Source organism: Sphingomonas sp. BK069 (genome assembly GCF_014193405.1).
Lineage (GTDB): Bacteria > Pseudomonadota > Alphaproteobacteria > Sphingomonadales > Sphingomonadaceae > Sphingomonas.
In genome coordinates this window covers 590,624-610,673 of the sequence record NZ_JACHZH010000001.1, presented here as the reverse complement: position 1 = coordinate 610,673, position 20,050 = coordinate 590,624, and the positions used below count along the sequence as shown (strand labels likewise).

The following is a 20,050-nucleotide window of genomic DNA, read 5'->3' as shown; positions in this document are numbered from 1 at the left end:
TCAGCCGACGATCTCTTCGGGCTTGAAGAAGTACGCGATCTCGATCGCGGCATTCTCGTCCGAGTCCGAACCATGTACCGAGTTCGCCTCGATCGACTCCGCCAGCTCCTTGCGGATCGTGCCCGGGGCGGCGTTCTCGGGGTTGGTCGCGCCCATGATGTCGCGGTTGCGCTGCACCGCGTTCTCGCCCTCGAGCACCTGGACGACCACCGGACCCGAGATCATGAAGCTGACCAGGTCACCGAAGAACGGCCGCTCCTTATGGACGGCGTAGAAGCCCTCGGCCTGCTCCTTGGTCATCTGGATGCGCTTGGACGCGACGACGCGGAGCCCCGCTTCCTCCAGCATCTTGGTGACGGCGCCGGTCAGGTTGCGACGCGTCGCGTCGGGCTTGATGATCGAGAAGGTACGGTTCGCGGCCATGACGGTCACGGGCTCCTGCTTTTAGATAAGGGAAGTGGCGCTCCCCTAGGCGGGGGCGCGGCGCGAGGCAAGCGCTACGCCGCCTGCTCCCAGCGCCCGCTCTCGTTCTGTTTCCAATAGCGCCGCGCCACACCGGGACGCTCCGCCAGCGCTTTCCAGGCCGCGCGCGCGGGCGCGATCTGATCCTCGGCGAAGAAGTGGAACACGCGGTCGAAGTCGAGCGCGTCGTCGCGCCACGCGCCGTCCACCAGTGCGACGTGGCGCGCGCCGTTGGCGGCATCGAGCGACTCCGCAATCAGCACCGGCTGGCGCTGATCGTCACCTTCGCCCAACCGCGCGTGCGGCAGGAAGCTGACGGGCGTGTAGCTCCACAGCAGCCGGTCGAGCGCCAACCGCTGCTCCTCCTCGGCGGCGACGATCAGCAGCCGCGCGCCGTTCGCCACCACTTTCTCCGCCACCTGCGGCAGCGCGCGCTCGAGCGGCATGCGGGTCAGGTGGTAGAAGTCCACCTGCACCGTCCGCTCGCTCGGGCCGCCCGCCACCGCGCTCACGCCTCACAGGCGTCCGCGACGAAGCGGTCGAGCACGCGCACGCCATAGCCGGTCGCGCCCTTGGCCCAGGTCGGCCCGTCCTTGTCGGCCCAGACCATGCCAGCGATGTCGAGATGCGCCCAGGCGACGCCCGCGTCGACGAAGCGCTGGAGGAACTGCGCCGCGGTGATCGAGCCGGCGCCGCGCGGGCCGACGTTCTTCACGTCCGCGATCGGCGAGTCGATCAGCCGGTCGTAGGCGTCCGCGAGCGGGAAGCGCCAGAGCTGATCGCCCGAGGCACGCCCGGCGGCGAGCAGCGCGTCGGCCAGCGCATCGTCGTTGCTGAAGAGACCGCCATATTCGTTGCCGAGGCTGACGATCATCGCGCCGGTCAGCGTCGCGAGGTCGACGATCCGCGTCGGCTTGTGCTCGCGCTGCACCCAGGTGAGGCAGTCGCACAGCACCAGCCGCCCTTCCGCGTCGGTGTTGATCACCTCTACGGTCTGACCCGACATGGTGGTGACGACATCGCCCGGTCGCTGCGCGTTGCCGTCGGGCATGTTCTCGACCAGCCCCATCACGCCGATGACATTGGCCTTGGCGCCGCGCTTGGCCAGCGCGAGCATCGCGCCCGCCACCGCCGCGGCGCCCCCCATGTCCCACTTCATGTCCTCCATCCCCGCCGCCGGCTTGATCGAGATGCCGCCGGTGTCGAACGTCACCCCCTTGCCGACGAGCGCGGTGAGCGGCGCGCCCCCGCCCGCGCCGGTCCAGCGCAGCGCGAGGATGCGTGCGTCGCGACGCGAGCCCTGGCTGACGCCGAGCAGCGCGCCCATGCCGAGCTCGCTCATCTCCGCCTCGGTCAGCACCGTCGTCTCCAGCCCCAGTCCGTCCACCGCGGCGAGCACGCGCTCGACGAACGTCTCGGGGTAGAGGATGTTGGGCGGCAGCGTGGCGAGCAGGCGGGCGAGCGCGACGCCGTCGGTCACCGCGGCGCGGTCGCGCCACGCCGCGTCGCTACCCACCACGGTGAGCGAGGCCAGGCTGGGCTTCTGCTTGTCGGCGAGCTTGGTGCGATATTCGTCGAAGCGCCAGGCGCGCTGCGCCGCACCCGCCGCGAAGCGCGCCGCCGCCAGCGGCGCCGCGGCGCTAAGGTCGGCCACCGCGGCGGTGACGCCGCTAGTGAGCAGCCGCGCGGTCAGGGCGCCGCCGGCGCGCTCATAAGCGGCATCGTCACCCGCGCCGACCCCGAGCAGCAGCACGCGTCGCCCGCCGCCCTCGGCAGGGACGAACAGCTCGGCGACGCCGCCCGCCTCGCCGTCGAACCGCTGCCCCGCGGCCGCCGCGGCGAGCAGCGCGTCGGCGCCCTCGACCAGCCCGGCGGTGCCGCCGCCCTTCTGTACCGGCAGCGCCAGCACCTCGCCCGCGGTGGAGGCGGTGTCGGGGCGGGTGGCGGCGAACGCGATCTTCATGCGACTGTCCTTCTCGATCATGCGCGTTGAATAGGGCCGAGCGCGTGAACTGGCAAAGCGTTGCAGCCGCGCCTGTGCGATGCGATAGGGCGGCGTTGCGCCGTCGCCATCCCGGCCGCGCGCGCGGGGGTGCAACGGAAGCGACGTGACGCGTAACGATCTTCTCGCCGGCGGCGCGCTGTGGCTGCTCGCCGCTGTCCCGGCCGCGGCGCAGGCACCCGGCGCACCGGTCGCGCCGGCGATGCCCGCCGCCTCAACCCCCGCCCCGGCCGCGGCGACCGAGACAGAGCAGGTCCAGTTCAGCGCCGCCGCGCTCGAATATGACACCGGGGCCGACATCGTCACCGCCACCGGCGAGGTACGGATGACGCGCGGCGCCGACCGGCTGCGCGCCGAGCGGGTGGTATGGAATCGCAAGACCGGCAAGGTGGTGGCGACCGGCAATGTCGCGGTGACCGATCCCGAGGGCGACATCGCCTACGGCGATTCGATCGAGCTGACCGACACGCTGCGCGACGGCATGGTCGACAACCTGCTGGTGGTGCTCGAACAGGGCGGCCGGCTCGCCGCGGTGCGCGGGACGCGCGAGCCAAGCGGCATCTACAATCTGGACCACGCCGTCTATTCTCCCTGCGCGGTGACCGATTCGGACGGCTGCCCCAAGGAACCCGCGTGGAAGATCACCGCCGTCAAGGTGACCTATGACGCCGACCGGCAGCGCGTCTCATACGAGGGCGCGCGCTTCCACCTCTTCGGCCTGACCAGCCCCTCGCTGCCGCGCTTCAGCCACTCGATCGCGCAGAGCAACGACAGTGGCCTGCTCACGCCCTCAATCGGTCTGACCCGCCTCAACGGCGCCGAGCTGGTGCTGCCGTTCAACTTCGCGCTCGGCCCCAGCCGCTCGCTCGTCATCGCGCCGCACCTCTTCTCCTCCGAGGTGCCGATGCTCGAGGCGCGCTACAGCGCGGTCAACGAGCTCGGCGCCTATTCGATCGCGGGCTATGCCACCAGCAGCCGGCGCAGCGACGACCTCTCGAGCGGCTTCGTCTCGGACACGACTCGCGCCTTCCGCGGCTATCTCGACGGCAGTGGACGCTTCCAGCTCGATCCCAACTGGAGCATCTCGGGCTCGATGCGGATCGTGACCGACCGCACCTTTCTGCGCCGCTACGACATCTCCAACGACGACCGGCTGCGCACCACGATCGCGCTCGAGCGGATCGACACCGACAGCTATTTCTCGCTCGCCGGCTGGGCGGTGCAGACGCTGCGGGTCGGCGACCGCCAGGGCATGCAACCGGTGGCGCTGCCCGAGCTGGACTATCGCCGCCGCATCACCGACGCGCCGCTCGGCGGCGTGCTCCAGCTCCAGTTCAACACGCTCGCGGTCGGGCGCAAGGCAGGCCAGGATACGCAGCGCGCCTTCGCCAGCGCGCGCTGGGACTGGCGTGGCGTCACCGTCGCGGGCCAGGAAGTCACGCTGACCGCTTATGCCCGCGGCGACGCCTATAACTCGGACGACACCGTCGCCACCGCGGTCGACCAGTATCGCGGCATCGAGGGTTTCCAGACGCGCGCGATCGGTGCGCTCGCGGCGGACGTGCGCTGGCCCTTCGTCGGCGAGCTGTTCGGCGGGTTGCAGCGCTTCTCGCCGCGGGTCCAGGTCGTCGCCACGCCGCGCACGCGCAACATCCAGGTGCCCAACGAGGACGCGCGCGCGGTCGATCTCGAGGATTCCAACCTCTTCGCGCTCAACCGCTTCCCCGGCTACGACCGGTGGGAGGATTCGAGCCGCGTGACCTACGGCGCGGACTGGTCGCTCGACCTGCCCGGCGTCGCGATCACCACCAACGTCGGGCAGAGCTATCGCCTCAACTCGCGACCGAGCATCCTCCCCGATGGCACCGGCCTGTCGGACCGCTTCTCCGACATCGTCGGCCGCACCAACGTGCGGATCGGCGAGTTCGTCACGCTCACGCACCGCTACCGGCTCGACAAGGACAAGTTCGCGGTGCGCCGCAACGAGCTCGACGCCACGGTGGGCTCGCGCCGCACCTACGCCAGCGTCGGCTATCTCCGCCTGAACCGCGACATCACCGAGCTGGAGGATCTGCAGGACCGTGAGGAAGTCCGCGCCGGCGGGCGCGTCGCGTTCGCGCGCTTCTGGTCGCTGTGGGGCTCCGCGGTGGTCGACCTCACCGACCGCGCCGAGGACCCGCTGTCGCAGGCCGACGGCTTTACCCCGATCCGCCACCGGCTCGGCGTGGCCTATCAGGACGATTGTCTCGAACTGGGCCTGACGTGGAAGCGCGACTATCGCACCGTCGGCGATGCCCGTCGCGGCGACAGTTACCTGTTGACGCTTTCCTTCAAGAACCTCGGCCGCTAAGCCCCTGTTCAGTTCGCTCCGGGCAGGAACGGCCGCTGCGGCCCTTGTCCGGGAGCCGTGGTGGACGCGATCGACGTGCGGCGACGCGATAGGGATTTCGAGACAAACGTGATGATCAAGACGAGGCGCGCGACGCTGACCCGCCGGTTGCTGGCGGCGCTGCTGATGGTGGGGACGGCCGGCGTGGCGATCGCGCAGACCGCCGCGGACCAGGACGGCGCCGAGCAGGAGGCGCAGGGCGTCGACCCGACCGGGCTCGGCCTGCCCGCCAACCTTCAGGTGTTCGGCAACGTCGACCCCAACGTCCGCAAGGCGACCGCGATCGTTAACGAGGCGGTGATCACGCGCACCGACGTCGACCAGCGCGTCGCGCTTATCGCCGCCGCCAACAACGTCAAACTGTCCGATCAGGAGCGCGACCGGCTCCAGCTCCAGGTGTTGCGCCAGCTGATCGACGAGACGCTGGAGATCCAGCAGGCCAAGACCGCCGACGTCACCATCACCAAGGACCAGATCGACCAGAGCTTCGCCCGCGTCGCCCGCAACTTCGGCAAGACCCCCGAGCAGTTCGCCGCCTTCCTCCGCGAGAACGGCTCGTCCGACCGCTCGATCCGCCGCCAGATCGAGGGCGAGCTGGCGTGGAGCCGCTATCTCAGCAAGCGGGTCGAGCCGTTCGTCAACGTCGGTGACGAGGAGGTGAAGGCGATCCTTGACCGGCTCGAGGCGGCCAAGGGCACGGAAGAGTTCCACCTCAACGAGATCTATCTCGGCGCGACGCCCGACCGGCAGGAGCAGGTGTTCACCAACGCGCGCCAGCTGATCGCCGAGATCGGCCAAGGCAAGGCACCCTTCGCTTATTTCGCGCGCAACTTCTCCGAGGCCTCGACCCGCGGCGTCGGCGGCGATCTCGGCTGGGTGCGCGCCGCGCAGCTGCCCGATGCGCTGGCTCAGACCGCGACGACGATGCAGGTCGGTCAGGTCGCCGGTCCGGTGGCCACGCCCGGCGGCTTCTCGATCCTCTACCTTGTCGACAAGCGTCGCGTCGGCAGCGCCGATCCGCGCGACTCGCGGCTCAGCCTGAAGCAGCTGACGATCAAGTTTCCCAGCGGCACCACCCAGGCGCAGGCGACCGCGCGCACCTCCGCCTTCGCCGAGGCGATCCAGAAGCTGCAGGGCTGCGGCTCGGTCGACAAGGTCGCCGCGACCCTCAACGCTGAGGTGGTCAACAACGACGCGATCCGCATCCGCGACCTGCCGCCGCAGCTGCAGAACATCATGGTCAACCTTCAGGTCGGTCAGGCCACCCCACCGTTCGGTTCGCCGACCGAGGGCGTGCGCACGCTGGTGCTGTGCGGGCGCGACGAGGCGCAGGGCGGGCAGCTGCCCGGCGCGCAGCAGGTGCAGAACCAGCTCGAGCAGCAGCGCGTCAACCTGCGCGCACAGCAGGCACTCCGCGATCTGCGCCGCGACGCGGTGATCGAGTATCGCTGAGGGCCGCCGCGTGACCCAGCCGATCGTCATCTCGATGGGGGATCCCGCGGGGATCGGGCCGGAGACGATCGCCAAGGCGTGGATGGAACGCAAGGCCCGCGCGCTGCCGCCGTTCGTCGCGGTCGGCGACGGGCGAGCGGTGGCACGCGTATGGGACGGACCGATCGCGCCGGTGAGCGACCTTGCCGTGGTGGACCGCGTCTTCGCCGAGGCCCTGCCCGTCCTCACCGTGCAGGACGCGGGCGAGATCGTGCCGGGGCAACCAGATGCCGACGGCGCGCGCTGCGCGCTCCACGCACTGGAGCTCGCCGCCGGGCTGGTACGCTCGGGCGCCGGCCGCGCCCTGGTGACCGGACCGGTGTCCAAGTCGCAGCTCTATGGCGTCGGCTTCACGCATCCGGGCCAGACCGAGTTCGTCGCCGAGCGCTGCGGCATCGCGCGCGACAACGCGGTGATGATGCTGGCTGGTCCGGGGCTGCGCGTGGTGCCGATCACCACCCACGTCGCGCTCGCCTCCGTGTCGGGGCTGCTGAGCGTCGAGCTGATCGTCGCCAAGGCACGCGTGACCGCGCGCGGGCTGACGCGCAACTTCGGGATCGCCGCGCCGCGGCTCGCCTTCGCGGGCTTCAACCCACACGCGGGGGAGGAGGGTACGATGGGGCGCGAGGAGATCGACGTGATCCGCCCGGCGATCGAGCAGCTCGTCACCGAGGGCATCGACGCGCGCGGCCCCTTCCCCGCCGACACGATGTTCCACGCGCGCGCGCGGGAGCAGTATGACGCGGCCCTGTGCTGCTACCACGACCAGGCGCTGGTGCCGCTCAAGACGCTCCACTTCGACGATGGCGTTAACATCACGCTGGGGCTGCCGATCGTGCGCACCTCGCCCGATCACGGCACCGCCTTCGGTATCGCCGGCACGGGCGTGGCACACCCCGGCGCGACGATCGCCGCGATCGCCATGGCAGACGCCGCGGCCCGCCAGCGCGCGCTCTGCGCAGCACCGGCGTGAGTGACGATCCAGCGCCGGCGACGCTGCCGCCGCTACGCGACGTCATCGCGCGCTATGGGCTGAATGCGTCCAAGGCGCTGGGGCAGAACTTCCTGTTCGACTCGCAGCTGCTCGCCCGCATCGCGCGCGTTCCCGGCGATCTCGCCGGCGCGGAGGTGCTCGAGGTCGGTCCCGGCCCGGGCGGTCTGACTCGCGCGCTGCTCGCCGCGGGGGCGCGCGTCACCGCGATCGAGCGCGATCGCCGCTGCATCCCAGCGCTGGCTGAGCTGGGCGGGGCCTTTCCGGGGCGGCTCGAGGTGATCGAAGGCGACGCCACCGCGATCGACGCGCGCGCGCTGTTCACCAACGCGCCGCACATCGTCTCCAACCTGCCCTACAACGTCGGCACCGCTCTGCTGGTCGGCTGGCTCTCGGCCGAGTGGCGACCGTGGTGGCAGTCGCTGACGCTGATGTTCCAGCGCGAGGTGGCGGAGCGGATCGTCGCGCCGGTCGGCGGCGACGCTTATGGTCGGCTCGCGGTGCTCGCGCAGTGGCGCGCGAGCGCGCGGATCGCCATGCCGGTGCATCGCTCGGCCTTCACCCCGCCGCCCAAGGTAATGTCGGCGGTTGTCCATATCGTGCCGGGAGAGGCGCCGGACGGCGTGCGGCTGGAGACGCTCGAGCGGCTGACCGCGGCGGCGTTCGGGCAGCGGCGCAAGATGCTGCGGCAGAGCCTGCGCGGCGTGCCCGGCGCGATCGCCGCGGTCGAGGCGGAAGGGATCGACCCGACGCGGCGCGCCGAGACGGTCAGTGTGGCGGAGTTCGTCGCCGTGGCGCGCCGGCTGGGCTGAGGGCGCCCACGCCAGGTATCGCGGCCTTCGTACAAAAGCTGTTCCCCGGCGAAAGCCGGGGTCCGGTCGCGAAGGCTGTCGTGATACTCATCGGCGTCCCCCATCTAGGCCCCGGCTTTCGCCGGGGAACAGGGAGGGCGAGCAGTGTTGAGTGCAAAGCAGTGCTAGAAGTGCCTCAGATGAACTCGATCTTCGAGACCACATAGTAACGGTCTCCCGCCGGCACCGCGACCTCGACCTCGTCGTCGACGCTGCGCCCGATCAGCGCGCGGCCGAGCGGCGAGTTGTAGCTGATGCGGCCGGTCTTGGCGTCGGCCTCGGTCTGGCCGACGATCTGGTAGCGTACCGGCTTGTCGTCCTCGTCGATCAGCGTGACCGTGGCACCGAACACGATCTTGTCGCCCGACAGGTCGCGCGGGTCGATGATCTGCGCGCGGCTGAGCTTGTCCTCGATGTCGGCGATCGACGCCTCGATCTGGCCCTGGCGCTCCTTGGCGGCATGATATTCCGCGTTCTCCGACAGGTCGCCGTGGGCGCGGGCTTCCTCGATCGCGTCGACGATCTGCGGCCGCTCGGTCTTGAGGCGCTTGAGATCAGCGTTCAGCTTCTCATAGCCCTCTTGCAGCATCGGCATCTTCTCGACCGTCGCCATCGTCTATCCTTCGAATAACACCCCCCGAGCGGCCGCGTCGTCGCGACCGCCCGCACCATCCGGATTGTCTGGGGATCAGTTGTGCGGCTGCGAATAATAGGCCTGCAGCGGACGCACTTCAAGCTTGCCCCCGGAATTGCCCGCCACACCGGCGCGGATCGCCGCCGCGGCCTGCACCGCCGCCGAGGCGGTAGTGAAATAGGGTATCTTGCCGTTGACCGCCGAGGCGCGGATCGGCTGCGAGTCCTTGAGGCTCTGCCATCCTTCGGTGGTATTGAAGATCAGGTCGATCTTGCCGTCCTTGATGCGGTCGACGATGTGCGGCCGGCCCTGCGCCACCTTGTTGATCCGCTCCACCGGCAGCCCCGCGCGCTCGAGGTGGTCCGCGGTGCCAGTGGTGGCGACGATGGCGAAGCCGGCCTCGACCAGCGCGCGCACCGCTGGGACGATCGCCTCCTTGTCGCCCTGCTTCACGCTGACGAACACCGCGCCCCCGCTGGGCAGTATCGTGCCCGCGCCGAGCTGCGACTTGGCGAAGGCGGTGGTAAAGTCGCGGTCGATCCCCATCACCTCTCCGGTGCTCTTCATCTCGGGCGACAGCACCGGGTCGATCCCGGGGAAGCGGCTGAACGGGAACACCGCTTCTTTCACCGCGAAATAATCGATGTCGCGATCGATCGCGGGCAGATCGGCGAGCTTCTCGCCCGCCATCACGCGCGCCGCGATCTTGGCGATCGGCGCGCCGATCGCCTTCGCGACGAAGGGCACGGTGCGGCTGGCGCGCGGGTTGACCTCGATGAGATAGACCAGCCCGTCCTTGACCGCGAACTGGATGTTCATCAGCCCGCGCACGGAGAGGCCGTTGGCCAACGCCTCTGCCTGGCGCTCGATCTCGGCGACGATCTCGGGCGCGAGCGAATAGGGAGGGATCGAGCAGGCGCTGTCGCCCGAATGGACCCCCGCCTCCTCGATATGCTGGAGCACGCCCGCGACGACCACCTGATCGCCATCGCAGATCGCGTCGACGTCGACCTCGACCGCGTCGCGCAGATATTGGTCGATCAGCACCGGGGCGTCGCCGGACACCTGCACCGCGGTCTGGATGTAGTCCTCGAGCTGCTGGTCGCTGTCGACGATCTCCATCGCGCGCCCGCCGAGCACGTAGCTCGGCCGCATCAGCACCGGGTAGCCGATGCGGTTGGCGACGTTGAGCGCTTCCTCGCGGCTGCGCGCGATGCCGTTGGCGGGCTGAAGCAACTTGAGCCGGTTGACCAGAGCGGCGAAGCGCTCGCGGTCCTCGGCGAGGTCGATCGCGTCGGGCGAGGTGCCGAGGATCGGGATGCCCGCCTGCTCCAGCGCGCGCGCGAGGTTGAGCGGGGTCTGGCCGCCGAACTGGACGATCACGCCGACCAGTTCGCCCGACTGCTGCTCGACGTGGAGGATCTCGAGCACGTCCTCGGCGGTGAGCGGCTCGAAATAGAGCCGGTCCGAGGTGTCATAATCGGTGCTCACCGTCTCCGGGTTGCAGTTGACCATGATGGTCTCATAGCCTTGGTCCGCTAGCGCGAAGCAGGCGTGGCAGCAGCAATAGTCGAATTCGATCCCCTGCCCGATCCGGTTCGGTCCACCGCCCAGGATCACGATCTTGCGCCGGTCGCTCGGCTGCGCCTCGTTCTGGGGCTCGCCGAACATCGGCGCCTCGTAGGTGGAGTACATGTACGGCGTCTTGGCGTCGAACTCGGCGGCGCAGGTGTCGATCCGCTTGAACACCGGGCGGACACCCAGCTTTATGCGGTGCTGGCGCACCTCCGCCTCGGTCACGCCGCCGGTCATCGCCTTGACGGCCTCGTGGATCAGCCCCGAGCCGCGCGCGATGCCGCGCTCCATGCCGCGCAGGTTGGCCGACTGGAGCGCGAGCCAGGCGAGCCGCTTGTCGGAGAAGCCCATCGCCTTGAGCCGGCGCATGCCCGGCGCGTCGATCGGCAGGCCGTTCGCCATGACCTCGGCCTCGGCGGCGACGATCTCGGCGATCCGCTCGAGGAACCAGGGGTCGTACTTGGCGATGGCGTGCACCTCCGCGACGGTGAAACCCTCGCGCAGCGCCTGGGCGGCGACGAGCAGCCGGTCGGGCGTCGGCGCGGCGAGCGCGGCCTCGATCTCGGCGCGCGGCGCGCCGACGAGCCGCTCGACCTGATCGAAGCCCGACAGGCCGGTCTCCAGCCCCCGCAGCGCCTTCTGCATCGACTCGTGGATGTTGCGTCCGATCGCCATGACCTCGCCGACCGACTTCATCGCGGTGCCGAGCGTCGCCTGCGCGCCCTTGAACTTCTCGAAGGCAAAGCGCGGGATCTTGGTGACGACATAGTCGATCGTCGGCTCGAACGAGGCCGGGGTGGCGCCGGTGATGTCGTTCTCGATCTCGTCGAGCGTGTAGCCCACCGCCAGCTTGGCGGCGACCTTGGCGATCGGGAAGCCGGTCGCCTTGCTCGCCAGCGCCGAGGAGCGCGACACGCGCGGGTTCATCTCGATGACGATGAGCCGCCCGTCCTTGGGGTTGACCGCGAACTGGACGTTGGAGCCGCCGGTCTCGACGCCGATCTCGCGCAGCACCGCGATGCTGGCGTTGCGCATGATCTGATATTCCTTGTCGGTCAGCGTCAGCGCCGGCGCGACGGTGATGGAGTCGCCAGTATGGACGCCCATCGGATCGATGTTCTCGATCGAGCAGATGATGATGCAATTGTCCGCGCGGTCGCGGACCACCTCCATCTCATATTCCTTCCAGCCGAGCAGCGATTCCTCGATCAGCACCTCGGTGGTGGGTGAGGCGTCGAGCCCCTTACGGACGATCTCGAGGAACTCCTCGCGATTGTAGGCGACGCCGCCGCCCGTGCCGCCGAGCGTGAAGCTGGGGCGGATGATCGCGGGCAGCCCGACCTTCTCGAGCCCGGCGAGCGCCTCGGCCTCGCTGTGCGCGATATGGCTGCGCGCGCTCTCCAGCCCGATCTTGTCCATCGCGTCGCGGAACTTGAGCCGGTCCTCGGCCTTGTCGATCGCCTCGGCGTCGGCGCCGATCATCTGGACGCCGTATTTTGCCAGCGTGCCGTCGCGGAACAGCGCCAGCGCGGTGTTGAGCGCGGTCTGGCCCCCCATCGTCGGGAGCACCGCGTCGGGGCGCTCCTTGGCGATGATCGTGGCGACCACCTCGGGGGTGATCGGCTCGACGTAGGTGGCGTCGGCGAGCTCGGGATCGGTCATGATCGTCGCCGGGTTCGAGTTGACCAGGACGATGCGATAGCCCTCTTCCTTGAGCGCCTTGATCGCCTGCGTGCCGGAATAGTCGAACTCGCACGCCTGGCCGATGATGATCGGCCCCGCGCCGATGACGAGGATCGAGGAGATGTCGGTGCGTTTGGGCATGCGTCAGGTCCTGCCTTCAAGGCTTCTTTGTTTCGGGCACGGGCACCGCCGCTCGCCCGCTATGTCGTCGCGTCGCGGCGTCAGCCCGCGCGCAGCGCTCCCACGAACCGCTCGAACAGGTACAGGCTGTCCTGCGGCCCGGGGCTCGCCTCGGGGTGATATTGCACGCTGAACGCCGGCCGGTCGGTCAGCTCTATCCCCGCGTTCGACCCGTCGAACAGCGACACGTGCGTCTCGCGCGCGTTGGCGGGCAGCGTCTCGCGCTCCACCGCGAAGCCGTGGTTCATGCTGGTGATCTCGACCGCGCCGTCGCTGAGCCGCTTGACCGGGTGGTTGGCGCCGCGGTGGCCCTGAAACATCTTGGTCGTCCGCGCCCCCACCGCCAGCGCGAGCAGCTGGTGGCCAAGGCAGATGCCGAACAGCGGCTTGCCCGTGCCGAGGAGCTGGCGGATCACCGGCACGGCGTATTCGCCGGTCGCGGCGGGATCGCCGGGGCCGTTGGAGAGGAAGATGCCATCGGGCGCGAGCGCCATGATCTCGTCGAAGGTCGCGGTCGCGGGTACCACCGACACCTTCGCCCCGGCCTGAACGAGATTGCGGAAGATGTTGAACTTGCTGCCGTAATCCACCGCGACCACGTGCGGCCGCGCGCCCTCGCCACCGCCGTCATAGCCGAAGCCGAGCCGCCAGATGCCGCCCTCCCAGCTGCCATGCGTCTCGCGCGTGACATCCTTGGCGAGGTCCATCCCCTCCAGCCCGGGCCAGCCGCGCGCCAGCTTGAGCAGGAGGTCGAGATCGAACTGCCCGTCGGGCGCGTGCGCCACCACGCCGGTCGGGGCCCCGCCGCCGCGAATGCGGCGCGTCAGTGCGCGCGTGTCCACGCCCGCCAGCCCGATGCGCGCGTGCCGCTCCATCCAGCCGGCGAGATTTTCCATCGCGCGGAAGTTGCTCGGCGCGGTCGGATCCTCGCGCACGATCATGCCGAGCGCGTGCGGGTTGTCGGCCTCGACGTCGTCGGGGTTCGCCCCGACGTTGCCGATATGCGGGAAGGTAAAGGTGATGATCTGACCGGCGAAGCTCGGGTCAGTCATGATCTCCTGATAACCCGTCATGGCGGTGTGGAAGCACACCTCGCCCACCGCCTGGCCGGTCGCGCCGAAGCCGCGGCCCCACGCCACCTCGCCGCTGGCGAGGACGAGGACGCCCGTCGCTCCATCCGGTCTGGGCGCGTGCGGAAACGTGGCGTCGGCCATGGCAGGCGGGCACTCCTTGTGTGGATCGGCGATGTCGCTAAGCCCCGCCCGCTAGAGACGCGCGCCGGACGCGTCAATCGGTTAAGGACACGGGTATGATTCGGGACGACATCAAGGCCGCGCAGATCGCGGCGATGAAGGCGGGCGACAAGGAGGCGCGCGCCACCATCGGGCTGATCCAGGCGGCGGTGAAGAATCGCGACATCGAACTGCGCACCGGCGCGACACCGGCGGACGACGACGCGGTGGTGGTCGAGGTGCTGCAGAAGATGGTCAAGCAGCGCCGCGAGTCGATCGCGATGTACGAGCAGGGCGGCCGCCCCGAGCTGGCCGCGGCGGAACAGGCCGAGGTGACGGTGATCGAGCGCTTCCTGCCGCAGCAGATGGACGAGGACGAGACGCGCGCCGCGATCGAGTCGATCAAGGCCGAGCTGGGCGCGGGCGGGATGAAGGACATGGGCCGCGTGATGGCCGAGCTGAAGGCGCGCCACGCCAGCACGCTCGACATGAGCAAGGCGAGCGCGCTGGTGAAGGCGGCGCTGGCGGGGTGAGGCCGGGGGCGGGGTGAGGCTTCGCGCGGGGACGCGGAGGGGCAGAGGGGCAGAGGGGCCGCGAGCGCTTCGCCCTGCCCGCCCCCTCACCCTTTCCGTCATCCCGGACTTGTTCCGGGATCCACCGAGCCGAACTTCCGGAAAGCGTCGCTCCCGCGGAACAGTGGATCCCGGAACAAGTCCGCGATGACGATGAAGAGCGTTCCGGGATGACGACCGAACGGGTGAAAACACCTCGTCCCACCGCGACACATTGCTCCCTGCGCGATCCCACGTCATAAGGGGTATAATGCGGAGGTGAGTCTCACCCCCGCCTTCCTCGACGAGCTGCGCGCGCGCACCTCGCTCACCGCGCTGGTCGGCAAGACGGTCAAGCTCACCCGCGCCGGGCGCGAGTCGAAGGGCTGCTGCCCGTTTCACAACGAGAAGACGCCCAGCTTCTACGTCAATGACGACAAGGGCTTCTATCACTGCTTCGGCTGCTCGGCGCACGGCGACGCGATCCGCTGGCTGACCGATCACCAGGGCCTCCCCTTCATCGACGCGGTCAAGGAACTCGCCGCCGCGGCGGGGATGGAGATGCCCGCGCAGGACCGCCAGTCGGCCGAGCGCGCCGAGCGTGCCAAGTCGCTCCACGACGTGATGCAGGCCGCCGCGGACTTCTTCACCCAGCAGCTCGGCGGCAGCGAGGGCGCCGCGGCGCGCGCGTTGCTCGACCGGCGCGGCGTGAGCGCGACGACGCAGCGCAGCTTCGGCTTCGGCTATGCACCCGACTCGCGCACCCGGCTTCGCGCGGCGCTGAAGGATTTCGGCGACCCCATGCTGATCGAGGCGGGGCTGCTGATCCAGGTCGAGGGCAAGGAGCCCTATGACCGGTTCCGCGGCCGGCTGATGATCCCGATCCGCGACCCGCGCGGGCGCGTCATCGCCTTCGGCGGGCGCATCATCGGCGAGGGCGAGCCCAAGTACCTCAACTCGCCCGACACGCCGCTCTTCGACAAGGGCCGCACGCTCTACAACCTCGACCGCGCCGCCGCGGCCGCGCGCAAGGCCGAGCGGCTGTTCGTGGTCGAGGGCTATATGGACGCGGTCGCGCTGGCGCAGCACGGCATCGGCGAGGCAGTGGCGCCGCTCGGCACCGCGCTGACCGAGGCGCAGCTCGAGCGGCTGTGGCGCGTCGTCGACGTGCCCTATGTCTGCCTCGACGGCGACGCGGCCGGGCAGAAGGCCGCAATCCGTGCGGCGCAGCGCGCGCTGCCGCTGCTCGCGCCGGGGCGCAGCCTCGCCTTCGTGACCCTGCCTGAGGGGCAGGACCCCGACGACCTGATGCGCGCGCAGGGGCCGGGCGCGTTCGAGCCGCTGGTACGGAGCGCGCAGCCGCTGGTCGATCGGCTGTGGCAGCACGAGCTCGCCGCCGAGCCGCTGACCACGCCCGAGCAGCGCGCCGGCTTCAAGCGCCGTCTCGGCGAGCTCGTCCAGTCGATCACCGATCCGAGCGTCCGCGCCGAATATCAGGCCGAGTTCCGCCACCGCTTCGACGAGCAGTTCGCGCGCAATCGCCAGCCGTTCCAGCAGCGCACGCCCTTCTACCCGATGGCGCAGCGCCGCCCCGGGCAGAAGTGGACGCCCCCGCCCCCGCCCGTCACCGAGGACGCCAAGCGCGTCGGCGCCGCGGGCGGGATCGACCGCGTGCTCGCCAAGGCGGTGCTCGCCGGGCTGATCCGTCATCCCGCCGAGATCGCGCGCCACATGGAAGTGCTCGGCGGCTTGCGCCTCGCCGAGGGAGCGCTCGGGCGCTTGTTCGAGGCGGTGGTGGATGTCGCGCTGGAGGATCGTCGCGGCGATCCGCTTGATAGCGGGCGGCTGGTCACCATATTGGCGCGATCCGGTTTCGATACGGTCGCGCACGACCTCTTGAGAGCCGATACGATGCCCTATTCGTTCACGCGCGCCGGCGTCGACGAGAAGCAGGCGCGCGACGACCTCGACGAGGCGATCGCGATCCTGGTCGCCCGGCCGGAGGTCGACGCTGCGCTGGCGGAAGCAACTTCCGCGATGAAGGCGCGCTTCACCGCCGAGGCATTCGAACGACAAGTGGCCTTGGTGAATGAACAACGCGCGCTGGATGAGCGACTTGCAAATCTGGTGCAGGCAAACGAAGACGCCCGCGCGCTCGGACTTGAGGACGATTGATGGCGAAGATGAACGGTGGCGGTGGTGACGAGGGCGCGGAAGTGGCCGACGCTCCGCTGATCGATCTGAACGACGCGAGCGTCAAGAAGCTGATCGCGCGCGCCAAGAAGCGCGGCTACATCACCTACGACCAGCTCAACGAGGCGCTGCCGCAGGATCAGATGTCCTCGGACCAGCTCGAGGATGTCATGTCCGCGCTCAACGAGATGGGCGTCAACATCGTCGAGAACGAGGAAGCCGGCGAGGACGGCGAGCCGGAGGAGCGCGCCGACGACGACGAGGCCGAGCCGGTCGACAATGAGTCCGAGTCCGACGGCACCGCCCCGGCCCCCGAGGCGAAGAAGAAAGAGACGATCGACCGCACCGACGACCCGGTGCGGATGTACCTGCGCGAGATGGGCGCGGTGGAGCTGCTCAGCCGCGAGGGCGAGATCGCGATCGCCAAGCGCATCGAGGCGGGGCGCGACACGATGATCCTCGGGCTCTGCGAGAGCCCGATCACCTTCAACGCCATCATCGACTGGTCGACCGCGCTCAACGAGGGCACGATGCAGCTGCGCGAGATCGTCGATCTCGACGCGATGCTGTCCAAGGGACCGTCGGCCGAGCAGGTCGAGGGCGCCGAGGACGACAGCGGCGAGATCAGCGAGTCGAGCACCGGCCCGTCGTTCAAGGAGGAAGAGGAGCCAGAGGAGGCCCCCGCCGACGACGAGGACGACATGACCGAGCGCCGCGCGCCGCGGCCGTCCGACGATGAGGAAGAGGATAACACGCTCAGCCTCGCCCAGATGGAGGAGACGCTCAAGCCGCTCGCGCTTGAGAAGTTCGCCAACATCACCGCGATCTACCGCAACTTCTCCAAGATGCAGGAGAGCCGGCTCGACGCGATGGCGTCGGGCGCGGACCTCTCGGACGCGCAGGAGCGCAAGTACCAGAAGCTGCGCGAGGACCTCACCGCGGAGGTGGAGAGCGTGCAGTTCCACCAGAGCAAGATCGAGTATCTGGTCGACCAGCTTTACAGCTACAACCGGCGCCTCACCGCGCTGGGCGGGCAGATGCTGCGGCTGGCCGAGCGGCACAAGGTGAACCGCAAGGACTTCCTCGACCAATATATGGGCCACGAGCTCGACGAAGGCTTCCTCGACGCGGTGCGCGGGCGCGACAAGAAATGGGCCGCCTTCGCCACCAACGAGGCGCCCGCGATCGATCGCATCCGCACCGAGATCAGCGAGATCAGCCAGCAGACCGGCATGGCGCTCGCCGAGTTCCGCCGCATCGTCAACATGGTGCAGAAGGGCGAGCGCGAGGCTAGGATCGCCAAGAAGGAGATGGTCGAGGCCAATCTCCGCCTCGTGATCTCGATCGCCAAGAAGTACACCAACCGCGGCCTGCAGTTCCTGGATCTCATCCAGGAGGGCAACATCGGCCTGATGAAGGCGGTGGACAAGTTCGAGTACCGCCGCGGCTACAAGTTCAGCACCTATGCGACTTGGTGGATCCGCCAGGCGATCACGCGCTCGATCGCGGATCAGGCGCGCACCATCCGCATCCCGGTCCATATGATCGAGACGATCAACAAGCTGGTCCGCACCAGCCGCCAGTTCCTCCACGAGCAGGGCCGCGAGCCCACGCCCGAGGAAATGGCGGAGCGCCTGAGCATGCCGCTCGAGAAGGTGCGCAAGGTGATGAAGATCGCCAAGGAGCCGATCAGTCTCGAGACGCCGATCGGTGACGAGGAGGACTCGCACCTCGGCGACTTCATCGAGGACAAGAACGCGGTGATCCCGGTCGACGCCGCGATCCAGGCCAATCTCAAGGAGACGGTGACGCGCGTGCTCGCGTCGCTCACCCCGCGCGAGGAGCGCGTGCTGCGCATGCGCTTCGGTATCGGCATGAACACCGACCACACGCTGGAGGAGGTCGGCCAGCAGTTCTCGGTGACGCGCGAGCGCATCCGTCAGATCGAGGCCAAGGCGCTCCGCAAGCTCAAGCACCCGAGCCGCAGCCGCAAGATGCGGTCCTTCCTGGACCAGTGATTGCCGGCGCAGGGGCGCGCAGGACTGCTTGACCTTGATTAGCCGCGACGGTCGCTCGATCGTCGCGGCTGTTTTTTCTCACGATTGATGGCGATCAATTCACAAAGACGTGAATAACATCAATTAATTGCATATGATTGACCCGGCATCCGGCCGCGACGCTCCGCGGCTTCACGTCACGGCTTCGACGCTGGTCCGGCATTTCGGCGAGTGGCAGGAGCGTGCCGCGCGCGCGCCGGTCTATGTGCTCCACCACGGGCGTCCCCGCTTGATCCTCGTCGGCGTAGAGCTCGCGGCGACGCTCGGCGGGGGCGGCCAATCGGAGCAACCCGCCGCGGCACTGCTCGATCCCATTCTCGATGCGCTCGATCTGCCGCTGCTGCTGCTCGATGGCGAGGGGCTGATCGCGCGCGCCAACACGGCCGCGCGCGCGCGCTTCGGCGATCGGGTCACGACGCATGCCGGCGTTATGGCGCTGTCGCAGCGCGACGGCGGTACGCTCGCCGCAGCGGTGCGGCGCGTGCTCGACGGTGCCGCGCGCGAGCGCGTGACGGTGGCGGCGGATCGTGCGTCCGGGCGCACGCTGGGCGTGACGGTGGAGCCGCTGCCCGACGGGTGCCTGCTGCGGATCGAGGACGAGACCGCGGCGACGGAGACGCAGGCCGCCGTGGCGGCGCGGGACTCGATCATCGCGGCCGTCGAGACCACGGGACTTGCCGCACTCGCGCGGATAAGCCTTCGCGGCTATCTCGTCGCGCCTCGACCCGCCCTGGCGGAACTGCTGGAGACGCCCCTTCCCCTCCTCGCCGGCACGCGCTTCCTTGCCCTGGTGGCCGCGACCGACCGGCCGGCGGTCGGCGAATCGCTCGAACGCGCCAGCGGGGGCGAGATCGGCGAAGTGGTGAAAGCGGCATTGCTGACCAGCGATGGCGAAGAGCTGGACGTCGCGCTCAGTTTCTGGCCGATCCGGGTCAATGGACGAGCCGAGGAGGTGGTCGCGGCGGTGGTTCGGCGACCCGCGTAAACCGCACCTTTACGTCGATCAGCTAGCTCGCAGCGCGCGGCCGAGGCGCGCCGCGATAGCGTGGAGGCAAGAAACATGGCGGACGCGAGTCAGCGCCCCGAGGACGGTCCGGCCGACCTGATCCTCGCGATGGTCGCGCGCGACGGCACCGCCGCGTCGCGTCACGCCCAGGCGCTCGCCGACCCGAATGTGCCGTTGCGCGACCTCGCCGACGCGATCCACGCTCTGTGCGTCGTCCACGGCACCTTTCCCGGCATGGTCGATCACGCCACCGCGCACGGCGTCGACACGCTCGCGTCGGCGTGGCTTGCGCGCGCCGCGAGCGTGATGGCGGCGGAACGCTCCCTGCTGGTACGCCTCGCCGCCGCGGCAGGCCCGCTGCCCTCGACGCCGGGTCAGGCGAGTGCGGCCGCCGCGATCCTGCAGCAGCGCGACACGCTGGCGCTGCTGGCGCGCTCGGACCGGCTCGGCTGTGCCACCGGCGCCGCCGCCGCCTTCGTGCTCGACTGGGTCGCGATCAGAGGCGTGCTCGAGCGCTGCGCGGTACGGCTCGGCGAGGAGGCCACAACCAGCTTCGCGGCCGCGCGCGACGAGGCGGTCGCGATGCTGCACGGCCTGACCCTGGCGCCGGCGCGGGTGCGCGCGCTCACCTTCGGCGCCGAGCAGTTGCTCACGCAGCATCGTGGGCTGTGGCAGCTGCTCGAGTCGCGCGCCGCCGCACGGGGCGGCTGAGCCGGCTTGCCAGCCGCCGTTGGGCACCGCATGACGGCGCGA

The 20,050-nt window shown here is 69.6% G+C and carries 16 protein-coding genes; 9 read left to right on the top strand and 7 right to left on the bottom strand.

Going from position 1 to position 20,050, the window contains the following annotated elements; genetic code table 11:
• From ndk to FHY02_RS03090, 3 genes are all read right to left on the bottom strand, one after another.
• Complete coding sequence (ndk, locus tag FHY02_RS03100; protein WP_132907906.1) at positions 1-423, bottom strand: nucleoside-diphosphate kinase; 423 nt, start codon at positions 421-423, stop codon at positions 1-3.
• A gap of 74 nt (positions 424-497) precedes the next feature.
• Entirely contained in the window at positions 498-938 is a 441-nt protein-coding gene (locus FHY02_RS03095; RefSeq protein ID WP_183921407.1) for a DNA polymerase III subunit chi, read from the bottom strand.
• Between the two features lie 32 nt (positions 939-970).
• Entirely contained in the window at positions 971-2,425 is a 1,455-nt protein-coding gene (locus tag FHY02_RS03090; protein ID WP_183920339.1) for a leucyl aminopeptidase, read from the bottom strand.
• A 145-nt stretch (positions 2,426-2,570) separates the two neighbouring features.
• On the opposite strand from FHY02_RS03090, the gene FHY02_RS03085 reads away from it, so the two are divergent.
• From FHY02_RS03085 to rsmA, 4 genes are all read left to right on the top strand, one after another.
• Complete coding sequence (locus FHY02_RS03085) at positions 2,571-4,814, top strand: LPS assembly protein LptD (protein WP_311731763.1); 2,244 nt, start codon at positions 2,571-2,573, stop codon at positions 4,812-4,814.
• A gap of 111 nt (positions 4,815-4,925) precedes the next feature.
• Positions 4,926-6,305 carry a peptidylprolyl isomerase gene (locus tag FHY02_RS03080; RefSeq protein ID WP_183920336.1) on the top strand — a complete coding sequence of 460 codons (1,380 nt, stop codon included), beginning with the start codon at positions 4,926-4,928 and terminating at the stop codon, positions 6,303-6,305.
• A 34-nt stretch (positions 6,306-6,339) separates the two neighbouring features.
• Positions 6,340-7,317, top strand: coding sequence for a 4-hydroxythreonine-4-phosphate dehydrogenase PdxA (gene pdxA / locus FHY02_RS03075; RefSeq protein ID WP_221198520.1), 978 nt, complete (start codon positions 6,340-6,342; stop codon positions 7,315-7,317).
• Positions 7,314-8,147: a 16S rRNA (adenine(1518)-N(6)/adenine(1519)-N(6))-dimethyltransferase RsmA gene (gene rsmA / locus FHY02_RS03070; RefSeq protein WP_183920332.1), complete on the top strand. Its 834-nt coding sequence runs from the start codon at positions 7,314-7,316 to the stop codon at positions 8,145-8,147. The genes pdxA and rsmA overlap by 4 nt, the downstream gene beginning before the upstream one ends.
• Before the next feature lie 175 nt (positions 8,148-8,322).
• On the opposite strand, the gene greA is transcribed toward rsmA, so the two are convergent.
• From greA to carA, 3 genes are all read right to left on the bottom strand, one after another.
• Complete coding sequence (gene greA / locus FHY02_RS03065) at positions 8,323-8,799, bottom strand: transcription elongation factor GreA (RefSeq protein ID WP_132907901.1); 477 nt, start codon at positions 8,797-8,799, stop codon at positions 8,323-8,325.
• Between the two features lie 75 nt (positions 8,800-8,874).
• Positions 8,875-12,219 carry a carbamoyl-phosphate synthase large subunit gene (gene carB, locus FHY02_RS03060; protein WP_183920330.1) on the bottom strand — a complete coding sequence of 1,115 codons (3,345 nt, stop codon included), beginning with the start codon at positions 12,217-12,219 and terminating at the stop codon, positions 8,875-8,877.
• Between the two features lie 80 nt (positions 12,220-12,299).
• Entirely contained in the window at positions 12,300-13,472 is a 1,173-nt protein-coding gene (carA, locus tag FHY02_RS03055; protein WP_183920328.1) for a glutamine-hydrolyzing carbamoyl-phosphate synthase small subunit, read from the bottom strand.
• A 95-nt stretch (positions 13,473-13,567) separates the two neighbouring features.
• On the opposite strand from carA, the gene FHY02_RS03050 reads away from it, so the two are divergent.
• The 3 genes from FHY02_RS03050 to rpoD all read left to right on the top strand — a co-directional run bounded on the left by FHY02_RS03050 (position 13,568) and on the right by rpoD (position 18,252).
• On the top strand, positions 13,568-14,023 hold the full coding sequence (locus FHY02_RS03050; protein WP_183920326.1) for a GatB/YqeY domain-containing protein: 456 nt from the start codon (positions 13,568-13,570) through the stop codon (positions 14,021-14,023).
• 297 nt (positions 14,024-14,320) lie between these two features.
• Complete coding sequence (gene dnaG, locus FHY02_RS03045) at positions 14,321-16,216, top strand: DNA primase (protein ID WP_183920324.1); 1,896 nt, start codon at positions 14,321-14,323, stop codon at positions 16,214-16,216.
• Positions 16,216-18,252 (top strand): RNA polymerase sigma factor RpoD, encoded by a 2,037-nt coding sequence (rpoD, locus tag FHY02_RS03040; protein ID WP_183920322.1) that lies wholly within the window; start codon positions 16,216-16,218, stop codon positions 18,250-18,252. The genes dnaG and rpoD overlap by 1 nt, the downstream gene beginning before the upstream one ends.
• Positions 18,253-18,346: 94 nt before the next feature.
• On the opposite strand, the gene FHY02_RS03035 is transcribed toward rpoD, so the two are convergent.
• Positions 18,347-18,712: a hypothetical protein gene (locus FHY02_RS03035; protein WP_183920320.1), complete on the bottom strand. Its 366-nt coding sequence runs from the start codon at positions 18,710-18,712 to the stop codon at positions 18,347-18,349.
• On the opposite strand from FHY02_RS03035, the gene FHY02_RS03030 reads away from it, so the two are divergent.
• Together FHY02_RS03030 and FHY02_RS03025 are read left to right on the top strand one after the other, a co-directional pair.
• Positions 18,593-19,276: a PAS domain-containing protein gene (locus tag FHY02_RS03030; RefSeq protein ID WP_409322335.1), complete on the top strand. Its 684-nt coding sequence runs from the start codon at positions 18,593-18,595 to the stop codon at positions 19,274-19,276. The genes FHY02_RS03035 and FHY02_RS03030 overlap by 120 nt on opposite strands.
• 75 nt (positions 19,277-19,351) lie before the next feature.
• Positions 19,352-20,008 (top strand): DUF6975 family protein, encoded by a 657-nt coding sequence (locus tag FHY02_RS03025; RefSeq protein WP_183920316.1) that lies wholly within the window; start codon positions 19,352-19,354, stop codon positions 20,006-20,008.
• Positions 20,009-20,050: the final 42 nt, after the last annotated feature.